At 68.3% G+C, this 19148-nt stretch carries 20 protein-coding genes and 1 riboswitch; of the genes, 11 read left to right on the forward strand and 9 right to left on the reverse strand.

The window, feature by feature from the left end; all coding sequences use genetic code 11:
• Window positions 1-566 precede the first annotated feature (566 nt).
• The 3 genes from WYO_RS16305 to WYO_RS31610 all read left to right on the forward strand — a co-directional run bounded on the left by WYO_RS16305 (window position 567) and on the right by WYO_RS31610 (window position 2085).
• Window positions 567-842, forward strand: a complete 276-nt coding sequence (locus WYO_RS16305; protein ID WP_007564467.1) for a hypothetical protein — start codon at window positions 567-569, stop codon at window positions 840-842.
• An 89-nt stretch (window positions 843-931) separates the two neighbouring features.
• Window positions 932-1096: a hypothetical protein gene (locus WYO_RS31605; RefSeq protein ID WP_007564469.1), complete on the forward strand. Its 165-nt coding sequence runs from the start codon at window positions 932-934 to the stop codon at window positions 1094-1096.
• Window positions 1097-1941: 845 nt separating this feature from the next.
• Entirely contained in the window at window positions 1942-2085 is a 144-nt protein-coding gene (locus WYO_RS31610; RefSeq protein WP_163006131.1) for a hypothetical protein, read from the forward strand.
• Between the two features lie 163 nt (window positions 2086-2248).
• On the opposite strand, the gene WYO_RS29990 is transcribed toward WYO_RS31610, so the two are convergent.
• Both WYO_RS29990 and WYO_RS16310 read right to left on the reverse strand, forming a co-directional pair.
• Window positions 2249-2500 carry a hypothetical protein gene (locus tag WYO_RS29990; protein WP_081496991.1) on the reverse strand — a complete coding sequence of 84 codons (252 nt, stop codon included), beginning with the start codon at window positions 2498-2500 and terminating at the stop codon, window positions 2249-2251.
• Between the two features lie 363 nt (window positions 2501-2863).
• The gene (locus WYO_RS16310; RefSeq protein ID WP_007564471.1) at window positions 2864-3229 is read right to left on the reverse strand and encodes a cytochrome c family protein; all 366 of its coding nucleotides are present in this window, start codon (window positions 3227-3229) and stop codon (window positions 2864-2866) included.
• Window positions 3230-3713: 484 nt separating this feature from the next.
• Between WYO_RS16310 and WYO_RS16315 the strand changes: the two genes are divergently transcribed.
• Complete coding sequence (locus WYO_RS16315) at window positions 3714-3935, forward strand: hypothetical protein (RefSeq protein WP_007564473.1); 222 nt, start codon at window positions 3714-3716, stop codon at window positions 3933-3935.
• Between the two features lie 484 nt (window positions 3936-4419).
• Here WYO_RS16315 and WYO_RS16320 read toward each other — a convergent pair whose 3' ends face one another.
• The 4 genes from WYO_RS16320 to WYO_RS16335 all read right to left on the reverse strand — a co-directional run bounded on the left by WYO_RS16320 (window position 4420) and on the right by WYO_RS16335 (window position 7737).
• On the reverse strand, window positions 4420-5829 hold the full coding sequence (locus tag WYO_RS16320) for an amidase (protein WP_007564475.1): 1410 nt from the start codon (window positions 5827-5829) through the stop codon (window positions 4420-4422).
• A gap of 154 nt (window positions 5830-5983) precedes the next feature.
• Window positions 5984-6667 carry a type 1 glutamine amidotransferase domain-containing protein gene (locus WYO_RS16325; RefSeq protein WP_007564479.1) on the reverse strand — a complete coding sequence of 228 codons (684 nt, stop codon included), beginning with the start codon at window positions 6665-6667 and terminating at the stop codon, window positions 5984-5986.
• A 102-nt stretch (window positions 6668-6769) separates the two neighbouring features.
• Window positions 6770-7003, reverse strand: a complete 234-nt coding sequence (locus WYO_RS16330) for a hypothetical protein (RefSeq protein WP_007564481.1) — start codon at window positions 7001-7003, stop codon at window positions 6770-6772.
• A gap of 137 nt (window positions 7004-7140) precedes the next feature.
• A complete protein-coding gene (locus WYO_RS16335; RefSeq protein WP_007564482.1) occupies window positions 7141-7737 on the reverse strand; it encodes a TetR/AcrR family transcriptional regulator in 597 nt (198 codons plus the stop codon).
• 259 nt (window positions 7738-7996) lie between these two features.
• Window positions 7997-8207, forward strand: a riboswitch (cobalamin riboswitch).
• Window positions 8208-8372: 165 nt separating this feature from the next.
• On the opposite strand from WYO_RS16335, the gene WYO_RS16340 reads away from it, so the two are divergent.
• Genes WYO_RS16340 through WYO_RS16350 form a run of 3 tightly spaced genes read left to right on the forward strand, consistent with a single transcriptional unit; the run spans window position 8373 to window position 11979 of the window.
• Complete coding sequence (locus WYO_RS16340) at window positions 8373-10547, forward strand: TonB-dependent siderophore receptor (RefSeq protein WP_047170847.1); 2175 nt, start codon at window positions 8373-8375, stop codon at window positions 10545-10547.
• Window positions 10547-10819, forward strand: a complete 273-nt coding sequence (locus WYO_RS16345) for a hypothetical protein (protein ID WP_007564484.1) — start codon at window positions 10547-10549, stop codon at window positions 10817-10819. Before WYO_RS16340 ends, WYO_RS16345 begins: the two co-directional genes overlap by 1 nt.
• Window positions 10816-11979, forward strand: a complete 1164-nt coding sequence (locus tag WYO_RS16350) for a heparan-alpha-glucosaminide N-acetyltransferase domain-containing protein (RefSeq protein ID WP_007564485.1) — start codon at window positions 10816-10818, stop codon at window positions 11977-11979. Before WYO_RS16345 ends, WYO_RS16350 begins: the two co-directional genes overlap by 4 nt.
• Window positions 11980-12001: 22 nt before the next feature.
• Here the strand turns inward: WYO_RS16350 and WYO_RS31615 are convergent, their stop codons facing one another.
• The 3 genes from WYO_RS31615 to WYO_RS31620 form a co-directional block, all read right to left on the reverse strand.
• Window positions 12002-12169: a hypothetical protein gene (locus tag WYO_RS31615; RefSeq protein WP_165486561.1), complete on the reverse strand. Its 168-nt coding sequence runs from the start codon at window positions 12167-12169 to the stop codon at window positions 12002-12004.
• A 154-nt stretch (window positions 12170-12323) separates the two neighbouring features.
• Window positions 12324-13235, reverse strand: a complete 912-nt coding sequence (locus tag WYO_RS16355; RefSeq protein WP_007564486.1) for an ADP-ribosylglycohydrolase family protein — start codon at window positions 13233-13235, stop codon at window positions 12324-12326.
• Between the two features lie 293 nt (window positions 13236-13528).
• Complete coding sequence (locus tag WYO_RS31620) at window positions 13529-14044, reverse strand: hypothetical protein (protein WP_007564487.1); 516 nt, start codon at window positions 14042-14044, stop codon at window positions 13529-13531.
• Between the two features lie 558 nt (window positions 14045-14602).
• Here WYO_RS31620 and WYO_RS16365 point away from each other — a divergent pair.
• The 4 genes from WYO_RS16365 to WYO_RS16380 all read left to right on the forward strand — a co-directional run bounded on the left by WYO_RS16365 (window position 14603) and on the right by WYO_RS16380 (window position 19065).
• Entirely contained in the window at window positions 14603-15586 is a 984-nt protein-coding gene (locus tag WYO_RS16365) for a proline iminopeptidase-family hydrolase (RefSeq protein ID WP_128755022.1), read from the forward strand.
• Between the two features lie 371 nt (window positions 15587-15957).
• Window positions 15958-16638 carry a Crp/Fnr family transcriptional regulator gene (locus WYO_RS16370; protein ID WP_007564489.1) on the forward strand — a complete coding sequence of 227 codons (681 nt, stop codon included), beginning with the start codon at window positions 15958-15960 and terminating at the stop codon, window positions 16636-16638.
• A gap of 22 nt (window positions 16639-16660) precedes the next feature.
• Window positions 16661-17182, forward strand: a complete 522-nt coding sequence (locus tag WYO_RS16375) for a FecR domain-containing protein (RefSeq protein WP_007564490.1) — start codon at window positions 16661-16663, stop codon at window positions 17180-17182.
• A 116-nt stretch (window positions 17183-17298) separates the two neighbouring features.
• Window positions 17299-19065, forward strand: coding sequence for an adenylate/guanylate cyclase domain-containing protein (locus tag WYO_RS16380; RefSeq protein WP_007564491.1), 1767 nt, complete (start codon window positions 17299-17301; stop codon window positions 19063-19065).
• Window positions 19066-19148: the final 83 nt, after the last annotated feature.

Here is a 19148-nt window from a genome sequence, read left to right on the forward strand (position 1 = left end):
TCCAAAATACCGGTCAGGTCACCCGGCCGACGGCGACCTAGAGCGATCGCCTGGGGCCTCCAGATCCACATTCTGACCGCTTGCCACGATGGCCTGCGACTGGCCGCCGCGATGGCCAACCCGGAATAAGCCCAGGCCGCGTCTGGCCGGGCAGCCGATCGAGTGGCGTGCTGCCGCCTCGGTCTCCATCTCAGTCCGCATAGTCTCGTGGCGACAAGCTGCTTCAGTTTTGCCGGCGCGGTCACGAGCGACGACCGGCCCCGGTTGACCACCGCTAAGTACTGCTTCGACAGATGAGGGTTTGCGGGCCTTGCTTAACTCATATGCGTCCGATGGCCGACAATCTGCCGTAGATATTGAGACGCGCCAATCTGTCTATATTATTCAAGTATTATTGTGGAATAATATCTGAATATTACTCCATTGTCGGCGAAACAGGCGGCGTCGCCCATCCGAACCCCGCGCGCGGGGTGTGCAGGCTGCATGTGTCGTTGCGAAGATATGCGGTTCGACTGCATGTCGCGGCCTGACGATGGGTCTATGGTGATCAAAAATGGAGGACGCCAGTGGCCTACAGGATTGAATTCTTGAAGGATCATCGGGTTGTCGCCGCCAAGCTTTGGCCGCGCAGCCTCGAAGCCGCGACCGCACATGCTCTGGCGCAGTACCCCCGCCAGCACACCCGGAACGGTGCGACATCCGTCAGCGTGATCTGCGAACGCACCGGCATGGTCGTCTTCGCGTTCAGGGACGAGCATTGCGGCCCGACCGAGCGCCAGCGGATCGCCTTGGGCCTTGCGCCACGCGGCATCGGCTTGAGCACGGCGCCTCAGCTTCACTGACTGGCTTACGCACGGAGCAGCGCATCCGGAACGGTCCTGATCCACCCGGCGTTCTCTGCGCCCGTCACGGGACCGTGTTGGAGACCGCCATGAACGCCCACAAGCCGCTCGCCCTCATCGCCCTGCTCGCCATCGGTGTGACCGGCTGCGATGACAAGAAGGCCGAGAACAACACGCCCACCAAGGCGGATTCCTCCAAGATGGAGCCACAGACCGACCAGGCGGCTCCGCCGAGCCAGAAGCCCAAGCCGTAGCGCTGGACCCGATCGGGCGAGAAACGCCGGCGCGCAATCCGCCGTCCTGCGGGTGGCGCGCGTGCTCGGTCTTGGCTTCGTCGAGGACGGCAGATGCGCAAGCAGGCCGCGAGAGGCGTAACTCCGGGTGCCGGTCGCTCAGGAGCTGCGAACTGCAATGAGGGTGGGCGAGCCCGGAGATCGACGGAGCAAGCGCCTGCCGGTGGTGGGACGAAAAAGGCGCGCCTATCCGCAAGGCGCGCCCTGAGTTGGTTCCGGTCTCGGGAAGGAACGTCGGCTGAATATGTGTTGATTCTCGAGCGAACAAGGCGCGAGGGCCGATAAGCCTAAGGTGTGGCCGTGTCATGCAATTGTAATATGGATGAGACGACGCCTTCATGCTTCGAGCAGGCCGTGTCGCTTCCCTCAGCAGGGGCTGCGGATTGAGGCCTGCGATGCCGGCAAGCCGGGCCATCGTCCCTCGACGGAAGGAATGATGATGGCTTCGATCGCCAGATTCGCGGGCTGGCTGCGCCGGGGATCAAGCGTAAGGCGCTGCTCGCGTCCGTCCGCGAGAAGCACCCCGAGGCATCCGAGACGGACATCGCGCGGGCGGCCTTCTATGCCCTGACGCAGGCCGTGGACGGCAATGCGGGCCCAGCGCAGCGCCTCCGTGATGTCACGCCGACCGAGGGTGCCGCCGGAGAGGGCAGGACGCCGATCCCGGTCACCCGCCGGAAGAAGGACCGGCGCAAGGATGCCCAGCGCGATCAGCAGCAGGCGCGATGAACTGCCGAGGTCACCGCACCGTCATGGCAGAGGCATAGGGGACGCGCCCTTCAACTGGTGCAACCCGACGGGGCTCCGTGGTCGATTGGTCTGACTACCTCGAAGAAACCCGACCCCTGTCCGCGGATCGAAGCCGCATGCGGATCTACATCGCCGCGGGGCTGATCGGCATGGGCATGGTCGGCGCGATTGGCGGGATGCTCCATATCCTGCCGGCCTGACGGCCGAAGCGGCGTGGCTTCAGCCGCATGCCGCGACGAACTTCCGCATCGGCAGGCCCCTCCTGGGCCGGCCCGTCCCGGCGGCTCGCGGTCGGTGCAAACAAGGTCCGAGACGTCTCAACCCGCGGCGTGCGGTGGGCGTCAGCGCCTTGCCGTATCGCGATCAGCCGCCGCCGCCGTTGCCGGCACCACCGCCGCTGCCGCCGATCGAGCGCGACCCACGGGAGGGCTGTCCGGCATTACCACCCGCAGCAGAACCAGATGAACCGCGTCCGCCGGTGTTGTTCGTGATCGGGATGCCGGTCCGTTTGGCCGATTTCATGTGACGTGAGCGCGCGTCGGCGGGAGTGGTCGTCTGCGTCACAACGAAGGATGACAGGGCTAGGGCGCATGCACCAAGGAGGAGCTTCTTCACGGCGGATCTCCAGTTCAGTCGATACTGGATAACCCGCGGCAGAAGCATAGTATCCGCATCGTCTCCGCCGCCCCCTCCTGTTCCTGAGCTTGTCGGTCGAGGCGCACCAAGTCACGAAACGCCCCGCCTGGCGGGGCCGGCGGGGACCGAGGAAATCGGCGCCGAATCCGCTGCGCCGGCGACCGTCTTCGACCCGCAAAACGGGTTGCAGCAAGACAATTCGATCCTCAAAACGTCGGTCTAATATCGTCGTTCGATTGCCCGATGCGCAACGAAGACCCGCGCCAGCGATGCCGGGCGGGTCTAAGATCAATGCTGTCGGAGCCGGTTCATGTGCTCGCAGCTCTCAGGAACGCGGCCCGTTTAGGACTGCGTCTTGAGGTAGGCGATCACGTCGTTGATCTTCTTGTCGTCCGCGATGCCCTGGAAGATCATTTTGTTGCCCGGCACCTTCGCCTTCGGGTTCTTCAGCCATTCGTGGAGGTTGGCCTCGTCCCAGGTGATGCCAGAATTCTTGAGGGCGGCGGAGAAATTGTAGCCTTCGTAGGTGCCGGCCTTGCGCCCGACGACGCCCTTCAAGTCCGGGCCAACACCATTCTTCTGGAAGTTGTGGCACGCCTTGCAAGGGGCGAACGCCTTCTCGCCGGCCGCCGCATCACCGGCCTCCTGGGCCAGCGCTGAGACCGGGATCAGGAACGCGAGGACGGCGCCGAAGACGATTGAACGCATGAATTTCCTCATAGGCCAAGCGAGGTTGATGGCGAGGCGAAGCTTGGCGCAGCCAGAGGTTGACGTTCTCGATAGGGGCTTATTCCGGCCCCTCTCTCAACCGGCGCGCGAAGCTGGGCCGAAGCTGCAGCTCGGTTTGCCACAGTCGCATCCGCAGACCGGAACACCGCCGCCGGCCCGTTGAACGCGCCCGCTCGCCGTGCGGACCTCGCGGTGTGGCGTTTGCGGTCGGCCATGCTCCGCAGCACCACGGCCGGACTTCAGGTCACGACCCCGACTCAGGAGCATTCGGATCGGTTTGCTGAGCCGAGGGACCAGCACGATGGCGTCGCCCTGCGCGCCTTCGGCCCCACGTCTGGCCGCTACCGGCCAGCGGTGACGACATGGCTGACCACCCGACCGAGTGAGCTGTGCTGGTCCGGTGGTTCTGCCATAGAGCCGCTCTCATCCGGTTCCAGCGAGTACAGCAAATCCCGAGGGGATTTTGCAGTCGTCCGCCCCGGTCATCGAGTGGTTCAACGGCCTGATCCGCCGAATGGCAATTTTTGAGGTTACGAAAGTGGACGACGTGATTTCGACTGCGCGGCCGATGAGGATGTCGGGCACCCGCCCGCCGCTGCCGCTGGTCGTAGCCTCCGTCCTATCCGCCGCGGCGATTTGGGTGCCGATCTATAACCTTGCGGGCCGCGTGATCTGGTTCTGGTGAGGTCTGCCGGCAGTCTGATCGGATTTGCGCCCAGGCGAGAGATAAACCCCAGCGCGGTGGCCCGGTGGAAGAACGATGACCGCTCTTGCCGTCGGTCCCTCGTGGCCCTGCACGATGTCTTGGACGGTGCGACGCACGCTGTCGGGATCGCCCCGCGGGCCGGATCGCGGTCTCTTCGCGGCGCCGGCGCGCTCTGGCAACGTCTGGGCTGGCAAAGTTTGGGCCGTACAAAAAGCCCGAACCGGCGAACCGGGCGGGGACGTTTGATCCGGGAGGACCGGACAGCCGGAGCAATTACGCGCTGTTCGGCCATGAGGGTTTGCGCGGCCGAGATCGCATAGCTCGGCGGGGCGTTCTCCCGATCGGTCGACGCTCGGCGTGCCGCGCGCTACGCCGGACCATCCTGCGCTGGCCGGCAGGCCCATGGCCCACCGACCGGGAGGAGCAAGGCTGCAACGCCCCGCTCCGTGCCGAGCCCAGCGCCTCAGAGGCTCGGATGACGGTCGCGGACCGGGCTGGCCGCTTCCAACAAGGTGGCGACGTGCAGGATCGTCGTCTCGGCCTGCCAACTGGCCACGACCTGGACGTTGATCGGCAGTCCCTCGCGGCTGGTCCCGAACCGCATCGACAGTCCGGGCAGGCCGGTGACGTTCAGCGGTACGGTCGCGCCCTGGAGATAGGTGGCGTCGACGGTCTGCCCGTTGATCACGAATTCGGTGACGCCGTGCTTGTGGGCCGGGATCGGCAGCACCGGGGTGATCAGCGCGTCGTAGCGCCGGAAGTACTCGGCATAGCCGTCCCGCAGCCGCTCGGCCGCCTGCTCGGCCGCGATGTAATCGTCCATCGACGTGTCCGGGAGCGCCAGCATGGTCCTGGCCATCTTGTAGAGCTCGTCCCGGCTCCGGCCTTCCGTCGCCTCCCGGAAGGCCGGCTTCATCTCCATGACGTGGAGCTTGTTGAACACGTCGAGGGCGAAGTCGCGCTCCAGCGCCGGGATGCGTACGGCCTCCACGATGCAGCCCGCGCCCTTGAGGGCCTCGGCGGCCGCCTGGACGGTCGCGGCGACCTCGGGATCGATCGGGCCGAAACCGGGCTCGACCAGCCAGCCCACCCGCAGCGGACGGCCGGGCGCGGACCCGACACCGGCATCGGCCGCGACGGTGCGGGACGCGTAGCCGTCCTCACCGTCGGGCCCGGACAGGAGAGAGAAGGCGAGTGCGAGGTCCCGGATCGAGCGCGCCATCGGACCGACATGCCAGAAGCGCCGCGGCGCCCGCGGCCAGATCCCCGTCATCGGCACCCGCCCGTGGGTCGCCTTCAGCGAGACGATGCCGGTCTGCGCGGCCGGTCCCCGGACCGAGATGGCGAGGTCGGTGCCGAGGCCGAGCGGCGACATGCCGGCCGCGATGGCCGCCGACTCGCCCCCGCTCGAGCCGCCGGGCGTGCGCTCCAGGTCCCAGGGATTGTTCGACCGGCCCGACAGCAGGTTGTCGCTCTCGATCCAGTAGGAGAATTCCGGCAGGTTGGTCTTGGCCAGCAGGATCGCCCCGGCGGCCTTCAGCCGGGCGACGCTCGTGGCATCCGCCTCGGGAATGCGGCCCTTGAAGATCGGCGATCCGCGCTGGGTCAGGACGCCCGCGGTATCGATGGAATCCTTCACGGTGAACGGCACCCCGTGCAGGGGGCCGAGCTCGCCGCCGGCCAGGATCGCGGCTTCGGCCGCACGGGCGTCGTCGAGCGCCCGCTCCGCCACGGTGACGATGGCGTTGATCTTGGGGTCGACCGCAGCGATGCGGTCGAGATGCGCCTGCATCACCTCGACCGGCGAGACCTGGCGGCTGCGGATCAGGGCGGCGAGCTGGGTGGCGTCCGAGAAAACGATGTCGGTTGTCATGGGCCGGTATCCTTCACGATGCGTGTTGCGGGCGGGACTCCCCGCTGCGGTCCGAGCCTGCGCCGGACCGGGCGGCGCGCACCGACCCGGGGCAGGCCGTCCGGCCGCATGGCGGCGCGGTCGGTCGGCATTCGGGGACGGCTGAGGTTGTCCGTCATGTGTTCGCGAGACGCTCGAGCAGACGCTCGGCGGCGGGCCCGGACGAGGCCGGGTTCTGGCCGGTGATCAGCAGGCCGTCGGTCACCACGTGCGGGGCCCAGTCGCCGAGCTTGGAGAACCGGCCGCCATTCCGCCGGAGCTCGTCCTCGACCAGGAAGGGAACGACCCGGGTGAGGCCGACCGCTTCTTCTTCGCTGTTCGTGAACCCGGTCACCGCCTTGCCCTGGACGAGCGGCGTCCCGTCGGGGGATTTCGCGTGGCGGAGGATACCGGGGGCATGGCAGACGAGCGCGACCGGCTTGCCGGCGCCCAGCGTCGTCTCGATCAGCGTGATCGAGGTCGGGTCCTCGGCGAGGTCCCAGAGCGGACCGTGCCCGCCCGGATAGAACACGGCGTCGAAGGCGTCGTGGGTGACGGCATCGAGCTTGGTCGTGTTCGACAGCGCCGACAGGGCATCCGAATCCGCCTCGAACCGGCGCGTCGCATCGGTCTGGGAACTGGGTTCGCTGCTCTTCGGGTCCAGCGGCGGCCGGCCCCCCTGGGGCGAGGCGAGCACGATCTCCGCGCCCGCATCCTTGAACACGTAGTAGGGCGCAGCGAGTTCCTCCAGCCAGAAGCCGGTCTTGCGGCCCGTGTCGCCGAGCTGATCGTGGGAGGTCAGCACCATCAGGATCTTCATCGTCGGTCTCCGTATGTGTCGGGGATGAAGCCGGGGATTGCCGGCGGCGGCTCCGTGGAGCGGGCTGCGCGGATCCTGGGTGGTGAGCGAAGGAGGGCGGCGTTAGCGCGCCTTCGACGGCCGCTCTGCGACCTGGTCGTGCGCCGGCGCCGTCTCCATCGAGCGAACCGGGAGGCTCGCGCGGCGGACCTCGTCGGCCCTGGCCATGCGGACGGCGCCGATGGTCTCGAGGGTGATCCTCTCCTGCGCCGAGGCTGCGGGCATGCCGAGCACGGCACTCTCCAACCCGGCGATCACGAGGGACGGGATGGCGAACGTCTTGGCTGCGTAGGGCATCGTATCTCTCCTGGTTGCGGTCGTGGGCTCTCGGCAGGTCGCCGAAGCCACATCGTCCCTTTTGAGTAGACCGGTCGTCTCAATTTTGCGCATACCTAAGCACGGTTCTGCTGCCTCTCACCTTCGTCGGATCAGCGTCAGGCGAGCCCGAGGATCCGCCGCGTCGTCGCCATCGCGGCCTCGAACGGCGCGTCGGTCCGCACGATCTTCGCCATCAGGCTCGCACCGAGCCAGACGTGATAGAGCGCCTCGGCGATGGTATGCGGTTCGCCCTCGACCTTGAGCGAGCCCTCCGCGACCCCCGCCTCGATGGCCCGTGCCAGCCGCTCGATGATCCCGGCGGTCCCGTCCTTGAGGGCGAGCCGCATGACTTCGGACAGGTCCGAGACTTCCGCGGCGAGCTTCACCGCCAGGCACTTGCGCTGGTAATCGACGCTGCCCTGCGTCGCCTGCCATTTGCGCCAGTAGTTCATCAGGCGCTCGGCATGGTTCAGGCCGGGCTCCGCAAGGGTCGCGTCGAGATCGGCCAGGTATCCCTCGAAGTAGTCGGCCAGAAGCGCCTCACCGAAGGCCTCCTTCGATCCGAAATAGTGGTAGAACGAGCCCTTCGGCACCCGGGCCGAGGCCAGGATCTCGTTGAGCCCCACCCCGGAAAACCCCTTCGCACCCACGAGGCCGTAGGCGGTGTCGAGGATCTCCTGCCGGGTGTCGGTATGCGCGTTGAGGCGTGCCATGACGCTGAGATAGCTTTGATTAGACCGGTCGTCTAGTGGCCTCGGACGATATTTTTTGTGCGCTCCTGAGGCGACCAAGGGGGGCTCGATGTCGGCGTGACATCCCGGCGCGCACGCTCGGCCCACCGCCCGGGGTTTGCCGCCGGGGACATGAACCGATCCTACGGTCGCGCGACCAGGATCTGTGACCGTCGCGCCACAGCGAATGTAACAACGTTGCATTCTGCGCATGGGCCGTTGACCCCGGGGGGCGTCGCGGCGAGTATCGATCGGCCAAGGTTCCCGCGGGCTTCGGTCCGTAGGCGAAGATGGGAATTCAGTGCGCCGGCAACGGCAAAGCTGAAGCTGCCCCCGCAACTGTAAGCGGCGAGTTCCTGCTGCTCCTCGGTCACTGATGCCTCGCATCGGGAAGGCCAGGCAGGGATCGTGACCCGCGAGCCAGGAGACCTGCCTCGGCGCGTCGACAACCCTCGGGCGGGGTGCCCCGGTGGAACGCATGTCCGGCGCGGCCACGCGGGCCCGTCGCGCGCACGCGCTCACGCTTGGCCCCCGGCTCGACAACCCAGAGTGTGCCGGTGCCAGTCCGCCCGAAGCCGACCACGATCGAACCGTTCGCGAAAGCCCGAGGCCCGCGGATCCGCTCACGGTCGCGGCTCCGCCGCCACAGCCCGCGTGTCGCCCTCGCGGCGGTCCTGACAGCGGGTTCGCCAATCGGCGAGACGCGCGCGCAGGAGAGCGTCGCCCTGGAGGAGGTCTCGGTCGAGCATGTCGGCGGCAGCGCGGTCCCCGGTACGACGAGCGCGTCGGACAGCATCGGCCTGATCGGGCCGACGCCCGGCTACAGCGCGACCCGGGCGGTCAGCGCGACCCGGACCGCGACCCCGCAGATCGACGTGCCGCAGGTCGTCACCGTCGCGCCCCGCGAGGTGATCAGCGATCTGGCCGCCACCCGCGTCGATCGCGTGTTCAACTACCTGCCCGGCGTCGCGCAGCAGAACAATTTCGGCGGCTTGACGATCTTCAGCTACGCCATCCGCGGGGTGACCACCTCGGAGATCTACAAGAACGGCTTTCCGCTCAATCGCGGATTCCCGCCCCCGCCCGATGCGCAGAACATCGAGCGGATCGAGGTGCTGAAGGGCCCCGGTGCCGGCCTGGTCGGGCGCAGCGATCCCGGTGGCCTCGTCAACATCATCACCAAGCAGCCCACCGCCCAGCGCTTCGTCGAGATGGGCACCCAGGTCGATTCGTTCGGGCTGACCCGCGGTACGGTGGATGCCGGCGGCGCGCTCAACGAGGACGGCACGGTCCTCTACCGGTTCAACCTCGCGGCCCAGGGCGCGGGCAGCTTCCGGGACTTCGTCAACAGCGACCGTCTGCTCGTCGCGCCGGTGGTGAGCTGGCAGGTCACGCCGGACACCCGGATCACGGTCGAGACCGAGTTCGTCAAGAACCGCATCGTGTTCGACCGCGGGGTGATCGCGATCAACAAGCAGCTCGGCTTCCTGCCGATCTCACGCTTCCTGGGGGAACCGAACCGAGGCGACCAACAGAACAACAACACGATGCAGGTGCGCATCGATCATCGCTTCGATGACGCCTGGCAGATGCGTCTCGCGGCCTACCTCAACACGGGCGACCTGGAGGGCGAGTCCGCCGAGGTTCGCTCGCTCGCCCCGAACAACCGCACGGTGTCGCGCGACCGCAACGTGCGTGACTACCGCTGGGACGTGGCGATCGGCCAGGCCGAGCTGCTCGGGCGCTTCGACACGGCCGGGATCGGCCACACCGTGCTGCTGGGAGTCGACCGCGAGAGCACGGATAGCCGCACACAGTATTTCCGCTCGAACTTCCGCACGAGCCCCTACGCGCTGGACATCTACGCGCCCGTCTACGGACAGGCGCTGCCGCCGATCACCATCCCGCGCAACAATCTGGAGCGCGTCACCAATACCGGCCTGTACGCCCAGGACGAGATCGTCCTCAGCCCGGAATGGCGGGCGCTCGTCGGCATGCGCCTGGACATCTTCGAGCAGTCCTTCCGGGAGCGGGCCCCGCGCAGCCAGGTCGATCAATCGCGGGTTGCGGCCTCACCCCGGGCCGGGCTCGTCTACCGCCCGATCCCGGAATTCGCGCTCTACACCAATGTCGGCACGAGCTTCCGCCCGAATATCGGCCCGGACGCCGCGGCGGTGACCCGCGGCACGCCGCTCGCACCCGAGACCGGCCTCGGCTACGAGGTCGGGGTGAAGTCCGAGCTGTTCGGCGGCAACCTTCTGCTGACGGCGGCGGCTTTCCGGGTCGAGCGGCAGAACGTGCTCACCCCCGACCCGAACAACAGCGGCTTCTCGCTCGCGGCGGGCGCCGTGCGCAGCCAGGGCTTCGAGCTGACCGCCCAGGGTCAGCTCACGCCGGAACTGAAGGTGCTGGCTGGCTACGTTTTCGCCGACGCGGTGGTGACCAAGGACAACGTGCTGCCCGTGGGCGCGCCGCTGATCAACGTGCCGCGCCATTCGGGCAGCCTGCTCGCGGTCTACGAGCCGCAGGGCGGCGACTGGAAGGGCCTCGGCATCGGCGGCGGCGTGCGCGGCGTGGGCGAGCGGGCGGGGGATGCGGCGGGCTCGGGCTTCGTCCTGCCGGCCTACATCGCGGTCGACGCCCTGGCCTATTACCGCTTCGACAACGTCCGCTTGGCCCTCAACGTCGAGAACATCTTCAACACGGAATATTACGAGAGCTCGCTCAACGTGTTCCGCGTCTATCCGGGCTCGCCGCGGCGCTTCACCGGCTCGTTCACGGTTCGGTTCTGATGGCGCGTCTGGCCGAGAAGCGTCCCGCGCAGCCGGGGCCCGTCCGCCCGGGTGATGCCGGGCGCAACGCCGCCTCCGCACGGGCCCGGCGTTACGTCCTCGCGCTGCAGCCGCTGATTGAGACGATCGCGCGGGAGACCGGTCGAACGGCGCAAGGGATCGCGTCGGAGATGACGCGCCGGGATATCGGCAAGCCCCGCGGCGGAACAATCTGGACGCCGGCCGACGTGCGCCGGCTCCTGCGCCGTCTCGGCTCGGACGTCGCGCGATGACCCCCGGAGGCATCGCCCCGACGCCGCATCGGTCACACCGCATCGCCGCGATCGATGCGCTGCGCGGCCTCGTGATGCTGCTGATGCTCGTCGATCACGTGCGCGAGTTCGTCTACCTGTACGCCCAGGTCCGCGACCCGATGGACCTCGCCGCGACCCCGGCCGCGCTCGCCTGGACGCGGATCGCGTCGCACATCTGTGCCCCGGTGTTCATCCTGCTCACCGGCCTGTCGGCGAGCCTGTACGGTCAGAAACACGGCGGACGGGCGGCCACCGCTGCCTTCCTGTTGAAGCGCGGCCTGCTCCTGATCGCGCTGGAAGTGACCCTCGTGAGTTTCGCCTGGACCGCGAGCCTGCCGCCGCCCATCCTGTACCTGCAGGTGATCTGGGCGATCGGCGTCAGCATGGTCGCGCTCGCAGGCCTGCTCTGGCTGCCGCGGGCGGCGCTTGCGGTCCTCGCGCTGGTGATCATGCTCGGGCACAACGCCCTCGACGGGATCGCCCTCGCCCCGGACCAGCCCGGCTATGCCCTGTGGTCGATCCTGCACCTGCGCGGGCTGATCCCGCTGCCCTGGGGCGTGGCACGGACCTCGTACCCGGTCCTGCCCTGGATCGGCGTGATCGCGGCCGGCTACGTCCTGGGACCCTGGTTCAGCGGCGCCGTACCGGCGCAACAGAGGCGGCGCCGGCTTGCGATCTGGGGTGGGGCAGCGTTCGCGGCCTTCGCCGTCCTGCGCGGCTTGAACGGCTACGGGGATCCCGTGCCCTGGCAGCCCGGCGCGACGATGGTCGATACGGCACTGGCCTTCCTCAACCTGACCAAATACCCGCCCTCCGCCGACTTCCTCCTCGCGACGCTCGGCCTCGGCCTCGTCCTGCTGGCCCTGTTCGAGCGCCTGCCGGCGGCGATTTCGGGTGGGCTGCAGGTGTTCGGCGGTGCGCCGCTGTTCTTCTATCTCCTGCACCTATTCCTGCTGCGCGCCCTGCAAACGGCCGCGGCCGGGATCGGTCTCGTCGCCGCTTCGGGCCGGATGGAAGTCGGCGCGCCCGTTCTGATCTGGCTGATCGCCGCCGCGCTCTGTCTTCCCCTCTACGCCGCCTGCCACGGGATGGTCGGTCTCAAGCGCCGCGTATCCTGGCCCGGTCTGAGTTACCTGTGACCGGACGCGCCGTTCAGGCGGGTCATCGCGGCAGATCCTCGTCGTGGACGACCTTGACGGCCGCATCCGTGAGGATTTTGCCGTCGGTATGCGTCTTCGGGTTCAGGCCGTACGCGGCGGCAAGGGCACGGCGATTGTCTTCCACCGCTTGGAGTTCGGCGCGCCCTTCGACAGGTTCAGGGTAAGGCACGCGGCGTCGATCGGGCGCTGCCGTGAAGAGCGCCTGCCACGGTGCATCCTCCGCCAGACACGTCAGCGTCCATGATGCACCCTCACAGTTCGGGACTGCATACCGAGAGCCATTAAGAGCAGCCGGACCGACACGAGGCGAGCCATGGCGCGGCTTACCGAACTGGAGCGACCGTAAGACGGACGAGCTGCGTGGCGAGGGTCTCCAGCTGCTCGCGCCAGGCGAGGGGCCCCAACCAGCGCTGCGGGATGGCCGATGCCCCGAACACCGCGCCGGCGATCTGGCCGGTGACCGCACCGACCGTGTCGGCGTCCCCCGCGAGGTTGACGGCGAGCACGAGCGCTTCCTCGAAGCTGGCGGCCTGGTCCGTGCACCAGAGCGCGGCCTCCAGGGTATCGATCGCGTAGCCGGAGGATTTGATCTGCGAGCGTGCCTTGCCGCGCCAGGTACCCGCAGCGATGTCTCGGATCCGGGCGGTCCCATCCCACGGACGGGACCGGAGCGCATCCTTGCCGGCGCCCTGGATAGCTTCGCGCAGGATCCGGACGAACAGGTCGCAGGCTTCGACCGCCTCGGCTGCAGCGTGCGTGGTGCGGCTCTGATCTCGGGCGATCTGTACGGCCCGGGCATCGTCGTCGAGCGCCCGGAGCGCCACCGGCGCGACCCGCATCAGCGAGCCATTGCCGGCGGTGTCGGGGGCGGTCGAGCCCGCGAACGGATCGCCGGTCCGCATGAACCGGCTCAGGGCCTGCCGGGTGGTGAGGCCGATGTCGAAGCAGGTACCGGTGCAGGAGTAGGCGCCACCTTCCGCCCAAGCTACGAAGCGCCGCATCAGGTCGGTGGGGTCGAAGTCCGGGTGAGCGATCAGGCTCTCGGCCAGAGCCAGCGCCATACTGGTGTCGTCGGTCCACTGACCCGGACTCAGGTTGAAGGGACCGCCGCCTAGCATCTCGGTGTGGAGGGGATGCGTATCGCGGGGCTCGAATTCCAGGGTCGCGCCGAGAGCGTCACCCACGGCGAGGCCCAGGAAGGCACCGCGGGCGCGGTCTTCGATCGATGGGGACATGCTGATTACTCCTGTCCAGATGCCGTATCGCGGTCCATTCGGTTGAAGATGTTCGAGCGGGCTATTTCTTGGGCGGGATCCGTCGCGCCAGCATCCCGACGACCTCGCCTTGCGTGAAGGCTCGGCTGAGACGTGGGGCGTTCCCCGAGCCAACTGGTCTGATAATTTGGGAAGAAGCCGTAGCCGGGCACCCCGCAGGCGTGCTGGCACGCCCGCCTATCCACCCCATGCTACTGTCTATGGCATGGGAGGACACACCGCAGCGAGCTGGCAGCTGCCATAGGCGGACCGCCTCATCGTGACGGTTTTTCCCTCTCACCGCCCCCCAGCGCTGAAACCGGGACGTTGCGATGACGACGCCTTTGCGAGTGACCGTCGAAGTCACCGAGGACGGGGAAATGATGCTGCCCGCGGAGATCCGGTCCGCCCTGGGCCTGACCGGTGCCGGCCAGGTGATCCTCGCCCGGGACGAGGACGGTATCCGGATCACCACCCGAGATCAGATCGTCAAACGCGTTCAGGCATTGGCGGCGCCCTATTTGCGGGGTGCTGGATCGATGGCCGACGAGCGGATCGCGGAATGCAGGGCGGAAGCCGCTCGCGAGGATGCCGAAGACGCCGCCGAACGTGCTCGCCAGCGTCCCGGTCTGGACCTGGCCGGGGCTGGCAAGCCGGGTGATGCCGGTGGTGGTGCCGGCGAGCGCGATCACCCCACCCGGGACGTTGCTCGCCGGCCCGGCGAGCACGCCTGCGGCCTGGACCAGGCCGGTGTTGGACAGGCCGCCGGTGAGGGTTCCGGTGGTGACCAAGGTGCCGGATTGGCGACGCGTCCGGCGTGGAGCTGGCCGCCCTCGGTGAGGGTGACGGTGCCGGCATTGTCGAGGGGGCCGGCGAGGGCGTAGCGGCCGGAGACGGTCAGGCTGGCCTGGGCGGCGTTGGCGAAGCCGGCATCGGAGGCGACCGGCCCGGTGACGGCATCAGCGCCTCCCTCGCCGATCAAAGTTCCGGCCGCGAAACCCGTCGTAAGACGTTCGGAGGCGGCTCTCAGACATGAGGCATCCCCCGGCCCAGGATCTGCCCGATAGATGACAGCTGTAACCAGAATTTCTGTTTCTGTAGCAGTCACGTAATGCATGCATCTGATGCTCGTCCGTCATGTTACAATTCAGGAATGCTCAAGAAAATCAGCGTGAAGGCCTACGTCGGTTCGAAATCGCGAAGGTGATCGGTGGGTATGCATCGCGGCCGGTCGAGGCATCGGCACTCAGGATAACGCGCTGTTCCTCGCGGACACTCGGCGACCTCGTTCTCGAGGATCGAGTCCCGGCAGATGACGACGCTTTATGGCATTGCGATCGGGTCACAGCATGATGCAGCCGGACAGGCGACACGTATTACTCGGGTCAGCGGCCGTCGGCGCGGGGGCAATGCTGCGGTCGAGGCCGGCATCGGCTGCGCCCGTATCGACCGATGATCCGGGTGCTGTGACATGGATCGTGCTCCCGAACGGGAACAAGGTCTGGACGCAGCGCCGCGGCTCCGGAGAAAAGAAGGTTCTGCTCGTCAACGGCGGCCCGGGATTGTCGCACGACTACATGCAGTGCTTCGCCAGCTTCCTGCCGCAAGCGGGCTATGCGCTGTACTTCTACGATCAGCTCGGCACCGGCGCCTCCGATCGTCCGGATGACCGGAGCCTGTGGACGCTGCCGCGATACCTCGATGAACTGGAAACCGTGCGTGCCGGGCTCGGCCTCGAACGGTTCGTGCTGATCGGGCACAGCTGGGGCGCAATCCTGGGGATCGAATACGCGTTGCGTCACCCGGAGCGGCTGGGCGGCTTCGTGCTGTCCAATATGAGCGCCAGCTTCGCCGATTACGGCGCCTACTGGCGTCACCTGCGCGATACGCTTCCGGAGGACGTGCGGATGCGTCTTACGGCGTTGGAGGCGGCTGGGCTGGGCGACAGCGAGGCGTACGCCGACCTCGTGCAGCGCGAACTCTACAGCCGCTACATCTGCCGGCTCGACCCATGGCCGAACCCCGTCCAGCGCAGCCTTTCCGGCCTCAACACGGACATCTACAGGCAGTTGCAGGGGCCGAACGAGTTCACGCCGACGGGTGAGCTGAAAGCGTGGGACCGGTGGGCGGATCTGCACCAGATCGCGACGCCGACGCTCGTGATCGGCGCGCGGTACGACGAGATGGATCCGGAGAGTGCCCGCCGCGAGGCGCGGCTCATTCCGAATGCCGAGCTGTTCCTGAGCGACAGCGGCAGTCACCTCGCCATGTGGGACGATCAAGCGAATTACTTCAAAGCCGTGCTCGGCTTTCTGAGCCGACTTCCAGCCTGAAGTCGCATCCCCGTACGAGGCCGCCATCATTTTCTCAGACGCAGGCGTGGCCCCGGCTTCCATGCGGCCCCGTGCTGGCGCGCCGTCGCACGGGGCGCGCCGCTCCCGAAACCGTGGTTCGGGGAACGTCCGCGGCGTCGAAGGTTCGGCTCGCGCCTGTGCCTGCGCCGCTCCGAGCGCGCCCTTGCGTCGTCGGCGCGCTACGCAGATGCTGCCGCCCGGACTCCGAGATGTCGGGTATTGGCCGCTCCATGATAGGGGCGCCCGGCGTATTGGTGCGGGTTCCTGCCCAGAGAAGCGAATTGGAAGCCTTGCCGACCGGTCCAGGAAGCGCGCATAAGCCGGCCTTCGCGGGCCAGAGAGACGAAGTCGTGAGCACGTCGCACACGCTCATCCGGCTGCTCACAGCGAATGCCTTCTTCGCCGGCCTCGGTTCGGACGCCATCGAGACCATCGCCGGCCTCTGCACGACGCGCAGTCTCGCGCGGCACGAGATCCTGTTTCAGAAGGGCGACCCGGGCGACGCGCTCTACGCGGTACGCCGCGGCCAAATTCGCATCGGGGCCGGCACCGACGCCGGGCGTGCCGTCACGCTCAACCTGCTGGGGTCGGGCGACGTCTTCGGCGAGATCGCGTTCCTGGACGGCCATCTGCGGACCGCGGAGGCGGTGGCCCTCGAGCCGACCGATCTCTTCGTCGTCGAGCGGCGGGACTTCCTCAAGCTGCTGGCCCGCGACGCGAGCCTGGCGGCGCAGATCATCGGCCTGCTGTGCCAGCGTCTGCGCTGGATGAGCGACCGCATGGAGGAGGCGACGTTGCTGCCGCTCGACGCGCGCCTGGCGCGGCGTCTGATCATGCTGTCGCAGGATTACGGTGCCGAGATCCCGGTGACGCAGCAGGAACTGGCAGCCTTCGTCGGCGCGGCCCGGGAGAGCGTCAACCGGATCCTTCAGGATTGGCGAGGGTCCGGCATCATCGATCTGGGCCGCTCGCGCGTGACGGTGCGGGTTGCGCAGCGTCTCGTCGCGCTCGGGGACCGGGCGCAGACATGACTTGGCGAGGGAGTTTGATGGAATGAGAACCGGAGCGCGTCTTGCGGTGGTGGCCGTCCTCACCGTCGTCGCGGGCCCCGTCGGCGCCCAGACGCGCTGTACGGAGACGACGCGCTTCGACCCACCGCTGCGGGTTCTGCGGTGCGCCGACGGCCTCGTGCTCGAAACCGAGACGGCGGGCACCCTGCGGCCGGTGGATCGGGACGGCGACGGGCACCTCGAAGGGGCCGAGATCGGCGGCCACGCGGTCTTCGTCACCATCCCGGCGAGCCGCCGCGTCCGCCGCGAAGGCTTTCAGATCCTCACCCCGCATGCGATCGCCTCGGTGCGGGGCACGGTCTACGCCGTCGACGTGACCCGGGCGCGCACCTCCGTTTTCGTCGAGCAGGGCCATGTCGACGTGGCCCGGCGCGACGCCCCCCAGATCTCGGTCACGCTGGGGCCGGGCGAGGGCGTGGATGTCGATGACGGCCGCGACGCCCTGGAGGTGCGGCGCTGGCCGCAGGAGCGCGTCAGGAGCTTGCTTGAGCGTTTCGGGCGTTGAGCGCCGCCGACCGAAATCCCGTCCCGAGGTCCGATCAGGGTTTCCGCCGAACCAAGCGCTGGTTCGTATGCGCCGCGTTCCTTGGCGCGCTGGGATGGGGGGGCTGGCTCGGCCATATGCACCTTGTTGGTCGCGCGACGCCGCTCGATCGTCTCGAATCGGCGCTCACCGACCTGCGCCTGCGCCTTGCGGGTCCGCGCACGCCACCCGCCGACCTCGCGGTGGTCGCGATCGATGACGAGACCGTCCGGCGCGAAGGAGGCTTCCCGGTTTCGCGGTCCACGATGGCGCGGCTCATCGAGACGATCGCGGACGCAAACCCGCGGGTGATCGCCGTGGACGTGCTCTTCCTCGATGTCGGCCGCCAGCCGGAGGCGGATCGCGCGCTCGCCGCGGCTCTCGGCAAGACGAACGCCGTCCTGGCTTCGGCGGCGGTCTTCGACGGCAGCGCGAGCGAGGACGGTATCCCGGTCGCCGCCGCCGTACACCGGCCGACGCCGGAGATCGGCGAGAGGGTTGCCTCGGGCCTCGTCAACGTGACCGAGGATGCTGCGGGCGTTCCACGCCACCTTCCGCTGATCGTGCGGACGAGCGAAGGCGCGTCGGCGGCCTTCGTCCTGCGTGCGGCGGCCCTGGCGGCCCGCAGCGATCCGGTCCTGACCAAGGGCCGCGTCCAGATCGGGACCGCCGCGATTCCCCTGGACCTCGGCTATCACCTTCCGCTGCGCCCCTATGGTCCGCGGCGCACCATCGCCACGGTGAGTGCGGCGTCCCTCCTCGACGGCACGGCGCCGGCCGCGGCGTTGGCCGATCGCATCGTGGTGATCGGTGCCACGGCACTCGGAGGCGGCGACACCTTCGTCACGGCGTTCGACCCCGTCATGCCCGGCGTCGAACTCCTCGCGACCGGCATCGCCCATCTCACGACCGGGCACGGTCTCGTCCGCGATGCGGCTGTGCGCCGGCTCGATGCTGCGGCGGCCCTTGTCCTGTCCGTCGGCGCCGCGCTGCTCATCGCGCTCCTGCCGCCGGGGCCGGGCATGATGCTCGTGCTCCTCCTGACCGCAGGGTGGCTGGTCGCGGGCGCCGTCGCGTTCGCTCACGGCCTCTGGCTGAGTGCTGCCCTGCCGCTCGCCGCAGCCGGGCTTCCGACCCTGCTCTGTGCGGCCGGCCGCCAGACGCTGGAGCGTCGCCAGAGTGCCAAGGTGGCGCGGTCCGAGGAGGTCCTGCGGCGGCTCCAGCCCGCCGCCTTGGCCGACCGGCTCGCCCTGGATCCCGCCTACCTGGCGGAGCCCGTCGCGCGGGACATCCCGGTTCTGTTCGTTGATCTCACCGGCTTCACCCGCCGGAGCGAGCATCTGGGCCCGGTCCGCACCCGCGGGATGCTCAAGGCGTTCCACGATCTCGTGGACGAGACCGTGACGGGGCACCGGGGCCTCGTGGTCAATTTCATGGGCGACGGCGCCATGATCCTGTTCGGCGCGCTCGACCCGGATCCCGATCAGGCGTCGAACGCCGTCGAAGCGGCCGAAGACCTGATATCGCGCACGCGGCTCTGGATCGCGCGCAATCCGGCTCTGTCGGAGGCCGGACCGGCCCTCGATGTGCGCATCGGGGCGCATTACGGGCCGGTGATCCTCTCCCGGCTCGGCAGCGACACCAACCAGCACATCACGGCCACGGGCGACACGGTCAACGTCGCGAGCCGGCTGCTCGCCGTCGCCGCGCAGGCCAATGCCCGCTTGGCGCTCAGCGCCGAGCTGACGGAGGCGGCCGGCCTCGCCCTGTCCGAGGGGACCTTCGAGCGGCGGAGGACATCGATCCGCGGGCGGACCCAGACCCTCGAGGTGTGGCTGCGGCACCGGCGCGAGACCCATTCGTAGCCCCGGCACCGGGATGGCGCGGAGGACCGATGTTCCGGGGTGCCGGCCGGCTTTCCGCTCTCACCGGAGGTCTCGATCCGGAA

The organism is Methylobacterium sp. GXF4, from assembly GCF_000272495.1.
GTDB lineage: Bacteria > Pseudomonadota > Alphaproteobacteria > Rhizobiales > Beijerinckiaceae > Methylobacterium > Methylobacterium brachiatum.